The 4,687-nt window shown below is 41.6% G+C and carries 4 protein-coding genes, 5 tRNA genes and 2 rRNA genes; 10 read left to right on the top strand and 1 reads right to left on the bottom strand.

The window, feature by feature from the left end:
* Window positions 1–9 precede the first annotated feature (9 nt).
* The 5 genes from rrf (AACS90_RS20730) (at window position 10) to birA (ending at window position 2,533) form a co-directional block, all read left to right on the top strand.
* A 5S ribosomal RNA gene (gene rrf / locus AACS90_RS20730) occupies window positions 10–125 on the top strand.
* A gap of 50 nt (window positions 126–175) precedes the next feature.
* Window positions 176–251, top strand: a tRNA-Thr gene (locus AACS90_RS20725).
* A gap of 34 nt (window positions 252–285) precedes the next feature.
* Window positions 286–401: ribosomal RNA gene (rrf, locus tag AACS90_RS20720) — 5S ribosomal RNA — on the top strand.
* Between the two features lie 135 nt (window positions 402–536).
* On the top strand, window positions 537–1,577 hold the full coding sequence (gene murB, locus AACS90_RS20715; protein WP_099123604.1) for a UDP-N-acetylmuramate dehydrogenase: 1,041 nt from the start codon (window positions 537–539) through the stop codon (window positions 1,575–1,577).
* Window positions 1,574–2,533: a bifunctional biotin--[acetyl-CoA-carboxylase] ligase/biotin operon repressor BirA gene (gene birA / locus AACS90_RS20710; RefSeq protein WP_099123603.1), complete on the top strand. Its 960-nt coding sequence runs from the start codon at window positions 1,574–1,576 to the stop codon at window positions 2,531–2,533. Before murB ends, birA begins: the two co-directional genes overlap by 4 nt.
* 35 nt (window positions 2,534–2,568) lie before the next feature.
* Here the strand turns inward: birA and coaA are convergent, their stop codons facing one another.
* On the bottom strand, window positions 2,569–3,519 hold the full coding sequence (coaA, locus tag AACS90_RS20705; protein WP_099111957.1) for a type I pantothenate kinase: 951 nt from the start codon (window positions 3,517–3,519) through the stop codon (window positions 2,569–2,571).
* Between the two features lie 416 nt (window positions 3,520–3,935).
* On the opposite strand from coaA, the gene AACS90_RS20700 reads away from it, so the two are divergent.
* From AACS90_RS20700 to AACS90_RS20680, 5 genes are all read left to right on the top strand, one after another.
* Window positions 3,936–4,011, top strand: a tRNA-Thr gene (locus AACS90_RS20700).
* 15 nt (window positions 4,012–4,026) lie between these two features.
* Window positions 4,027–4,111 (top strand) — tRNA-Tyr (locus AACS90_RS20695).
* Between the two features lie 98 nt (window positions 4,112–4,209).
* Window positions 4,210–4,284: transfer RNA gene (locus AACS90_RS20690), tRNA-Gly, on the top strand.
* A 6-nt stretch (window positions 4,285–4,290) separates the two neighbouring features.
* Window positions 4,291–4,366: transfer RNA gene (locus AACS90_RS20685), tRNA-Thr, on the top strand.
* A 111-nt stretch (window positions 4,367–4,477) separates the two neighbouring features.
* Window positions 4,478–4,687, top strand: a 210-nt coding sequence (locus tag AACS90_RS20680; protein ID WP_241538162.1) for a GTP-binding protein, incomplete at its 3' end; no start/stop codon positions are given.

The raw sequence follows: 4,687 nt of genomic DNA, 5'->3' as shown, positions 1-4,687 counted from the left end.
CAGAATTTGTCTGGCGGCAATAGCGCGGTGGTCCCACCTGACCCCATGCCGAACTCAGCAGTGAAACGCCGTAGCGCCGATGGTAGTGTGGGGTCTCCCCATGTGAGAGTAGGGAACTGCCAGACATCAATTTAGACGTGTTGCTAAAATGGCAACACTTTTTATTTCAGCATTTGCTGATATGGCTCAGTTGGTAGAGCACACCCTTGGTAAGGGTGAGGTCCCCAGTTCGAATCTGGGTATCAGCACCATGAATAATATGTTCGGCAAATAAAACAGAATTTGCTTGGCGGCAATAGCGCGGTGGTCCCACCTGACCCCATGCCGAACTCAGTAGTGAAACACCGTAGCGCCGATGGTAGTGTGGGGTCTCCCCATGTGAGAGTAGGGAACTGCCAAGCTTTATATACAGTCAAAAAGCCACTCAAATGAGTGGCTTTTTGCATTTCTATCCTCATGATAGGTATTTACTGACTTATCTTTCAAATGCAGAGTCTGCTAGACTACAGTCAAATTACTTATTGAGCCTGAATTGAATGCCTGTCTGTAAATCAACCCAACTCAAAACATTTAACACATTTGGTATATCTGCAAATGCCAATCGTATTAGCGTAGCTGCCTCTGTTGAATCACTTCTGGTTTTGTGGCAAGAGGCTGTAGAAAATAATCAGCCTAGCCTATTACTGGGTGGAGGGAGCAATGTTCTCTTCACTGAAGATTTCAAAGGCACTGTGATATTGAATCGCATTACTGGTGTTGATATACAGGAATCGGATACCGCATGGAATATTCATGTTGGTGCGGGTGAAAATTGGCATGAGCTGATTCTTCATTTACTTAAACGTAAGATCTATGGTTTGGAGAATTTAGCTCTTATTCCCGGAAATGTGGGTTCTGCACCTATCCAAAATATCGGGGCTTACGGAATTGAGTTCAAACAGGTCTGTGAATACGTTGATTTAATTGAGTTGAAAACAGGAAAGCAGATCCGCTTGATGGAAAATGAATGTGGGTTTGCTTATAGAGATAGTGTTTTCAAACATGAATATAGTAATGGTTATGCAATTACAGCGGTTGGTTTAAGACTGAATAAAGTATGGAAACCAATACTAACTTATGGTGATTTAACAAAATTCTCGCATAATGATGTAACACCAGAGCAAATTTTTCATACAGTGTGTGAAATGCGTCAGAGTAAATTACCAAATCCTGCGATTACAGGAAATGCAGGAAGCTTCTTCAAAAATCCAATTATATCAGCAGAATTGGCAGAGAAAATTAAATCTGAGTACCCTGAGTGTCCCCAGTATCATCATAGTGAACATAGTGTAAAAATAGCGGCGGGCTGGTTGATAGATAAGTGTCACCTAAAAGGGTATCACATTGGTCATGCGGCAGTTCACCAGAAACAAGCATTAGTATTAATCAATCAAGGCAATGCGACAGGACGTGATGTTATTGCTTTGGCTGCTTATGTTCGCAAGCAAGTAGCTGAAAAGTTCAATATTTATTTAGAACCGGAAGTCCGTTTCATTGGTAATGTAGGTGAAATAGATGCGGTGGAATGTATTTCATGAAAGACGTTAGTACTCCATTAAAGTTAATTAAAATTTTATCAGATGGTGAAATTCATTCAGGGCAGCAATTGGGCCAGAAGCTAGGGATGAGTCGGGCAGGAATAAATAAACATATTCAGGTTATTCGTGAATGGGGTGTGGAAATACTGACGATCCCGGGTAAGGGTTATCGGTTTCCTGTACCAATGAATCTCCTTAGTAAAGATACAATTGAAAATTATCTGCCTGAAAATCGAATTGAAGTTATTCCAGTTATTGATTCTACTAATCAATACTTGTTAGATAAATTAACAGAACTTACTTCAGGTGATACCTGCGTTGCAGAATATCAATATGCAGGAAGAGGTCGCCGTGGAAGGCAATGGGTTTCTGCTTTCGGCCGTAATTTATATTTATCTATGTTCTGGCGATTAGAGCAAGGACCTGCTGCAGCGATTGGATTGAGTCTGGTAGTGGGTATCGTAATCGCAGAAGTTCTGAATCGTCAGGGAGCTGAAAAGGTAAAAGTTAAATGGCCTAATGATCTATATTTGGATGACAAAAAGCTAGCAGGTATATTAGTTGAGCTAATGGGAAGGACTGGAGATGCGGCTCAGATTGTCATTGGTATTGGCATGAACATCTCGATGAGTAGTGAGCAGCAAAAGATAATAAATCAACAGTGGACTAATTTACAGCAGGCCGGAGTGACTGTTGAAAGAAATAAACTCGTTACTGAGATTGTTACTGAACTGAAGAAGGCGTTAGTTCAGTTTGAAAATGAAGGATTGCAATCTTTTGTTCCCAGATGGTTTAAATTAGATAATTTTATGAATCGTCCTGTGAAATTAATAATTGGTGAACAAGAAATTTATGGCATAGCTCGTGGCATTGATCAACAAGGAGCTTTGTTGCTTGATATCGATGGGATAGTCACACCTTATATTGGTGGTGAAATTTCCCTGAGAGGCTGTTAATGAGAAGGCCGGAAATATTTTCCGGCTTTTTGGCATTATTTTCTTAACCTGACGTTTTCAATCGCATGGTTCTTGCCTTTAGTCAGAATTAAGCTGGCACGCTCTCTGGTAGGCAGGATATTTTGTTGTAGATTTAGTCCATTAATTTCTCGCCAAATATCAGATGCTACCTTTACTGCTTCTTCCGTTGTTAACTTAGAGTAATTGTGGAAATAGGACTCAGGATCAGAAAAAGCGCCTTGCCGGAATTTAAGAAAACGGCTGACGTACCATTGTTCAAGTAATTGTTCTGACGCATCAACATAAATAGAAAAATCAACAAAGTCAGAAACAAAAACATGATGTGGTTCATGGGGATAATCCATACCACTTTGCAGCACATTTAAACCTTCCAGTATCAGGATATCTGGCCGTTCGATGATCAGCTGTTCATCAGGCACAATATCATAGCTGAGATGAGAATATACTGGAGCGGCAACCTTTTCGGCTCCTGATTTTATATCGGAGACGAATTTCACCAGACTGCGCATATCGTAGGATTCAGGGAACCCTTTCTTTTTCATTAGGCCGCGTTCATTCAGGATATTGTTAGAATGTAAGAAGCCATCAGTTGTTACCAGCTTTACACGACGATGTTCAGGCCAGCGGCTGAGTAATGCCTGCAATAAACGTGCTGTTGTACTTTTGCCAACGGCAACGCTGCCTGCAATACCAATGACATAAGGTATCTTTTGCCCACCGGTTCCTAAAAATTGCTCAAGAACAGCCTGTCGCCGAAGGTTGGAGCTAATATAAAAATTAAGTAGACGTGATAATGGTAGGTAGATTTCAACCACTTCGTCTATTGAGATATCTTCATTAATTCCTTTTAAGGCAGAAAACTCTTCTGCTGTTAATGTTAGAGGCACCGAGTCGCGCAGGGTTGCCCAATGTTCACGATCAAATTGTAAATATGGAGTCGTTAAAAAAGGTTCTTTCTCATTCATAAGCCAACATCTGCCTGTCTATGCAGGTTGGACGGGTACTCTTGCACACCCGTATCCGACAAAAAATAAATCTCATCATATCGGCTGAACTATCATAGGCGTAGAATTTTTTATCATTTTAGTAATTTTTTTGATGGAAAATACAAAATTGCGAAAAAATAAGGGGTCTTGGAGCCACTTTTAATTTAAAAAGTAAAAAAATCGGCATCGGTATGGCTACTCACTCCTGAAAAATAGACTGCTTACCCTGCGTCTTGATACTTTAATTATATGGTCATTGGCTGTTATTTGCGCTTTATCTAATTAAAAAATCATCAAAAAAGCCTTGTCTGAATGGAATGTGAGCAAAAGAACAAAAAAAATAAATTTTTTGTTGCATCAGAGACGAATACTACCTAGAATGCGCAGCACTTGATGCCGGCATAGCTCAGTTGGTAGAGCAACTGACTTGTAATCAGTAGGTCCCGAGTTCGACTCTTGGTGCCGGCACCATTAAAAATTTGGAAAGGTGGGGTTCCCGAGCGGCCAAAGGGAGCAGACTGTAAATCTGCCGTCACAGACTTCGAAGGTTCGAATCCTTCCCCCACCACCATGAACCAGTTTCATCTTGAGTGTTCTGCTCGAGTTAATACTCCAGACAAAATACTTGAGATACAATACAGCTGATTAAAGTCAGGTAGCCGAGTTCACGCGGGCATCGTATAATGGCTATTACCTCAGCCTTCCAAGCTGATGATGCGGGTTCGATTCCCGCTGCCCGCTCCAAGATGTGCTGATATAGCTCAGTTGGTAGAGCACACCCTTGGTAAGGGTGAGGTCGGCAGTTCGAATCTGCCTATCAGCACCACTTCCCTAGTTCTTGTCTCCTGGTTTTCTTCCTGTTGATATCTAAAAACAAGCAAAATTGCTTGGTTGATGTGGTGAAACCACCGATTCCGTGTCTTAGAGGGACAACCTAATGTCTAAAGAAAAGTTTGAGCGTTCAAAACCGCACGTTAACGTTGGTACTATCGGCCACGTTGACCACGGTAAAACTACCCTGACTGCTGCAATCACCACCGTTCTGGCGAAAACCTACGGCGGTAACGCACGTGCATTCGATCAGATCGATAACGCACCAGAAGAAAAAGCACGTGGTATCACCATCTCTACTTCTCACGTAGAGTAC

This window comes from Xenorhabdus sp. KK7.4 (assembly GCF_963876465.1).
Classification (GTDB): Bacteria; Pseudomonadota; Gammaproteobacteria; order Enterobacterales; family Enterobacteriaceae; genus Xenorhabdus; species Xenorhabdus stockiae.
This window is presented reverse-complemented; position numbering and strand designations above follow the sequence as displayed.

Bases quoted from the DNA above. Each gene is read 5' to 3' on its own strand.
- murB (WP_099123604.1), top strand. From the start codon at position 537: ATGCCTGTCTGTAAATCAACCCAACTCAAAACATTTAACACATTTGGT.
- coaA (WP_099111957.1), bottom strand. From the start codon at position 3,519: ATGAATGAGAAAGAACCTTTTTTAACGACTCCATATTTACAATTTGAT.
- birA (WP_099123603.1), top strand. From the start codon at position 1,574: ATGAAAGACGTTAGTACTCCATTAAAGTTAATTAAAATTTTATCAGAT.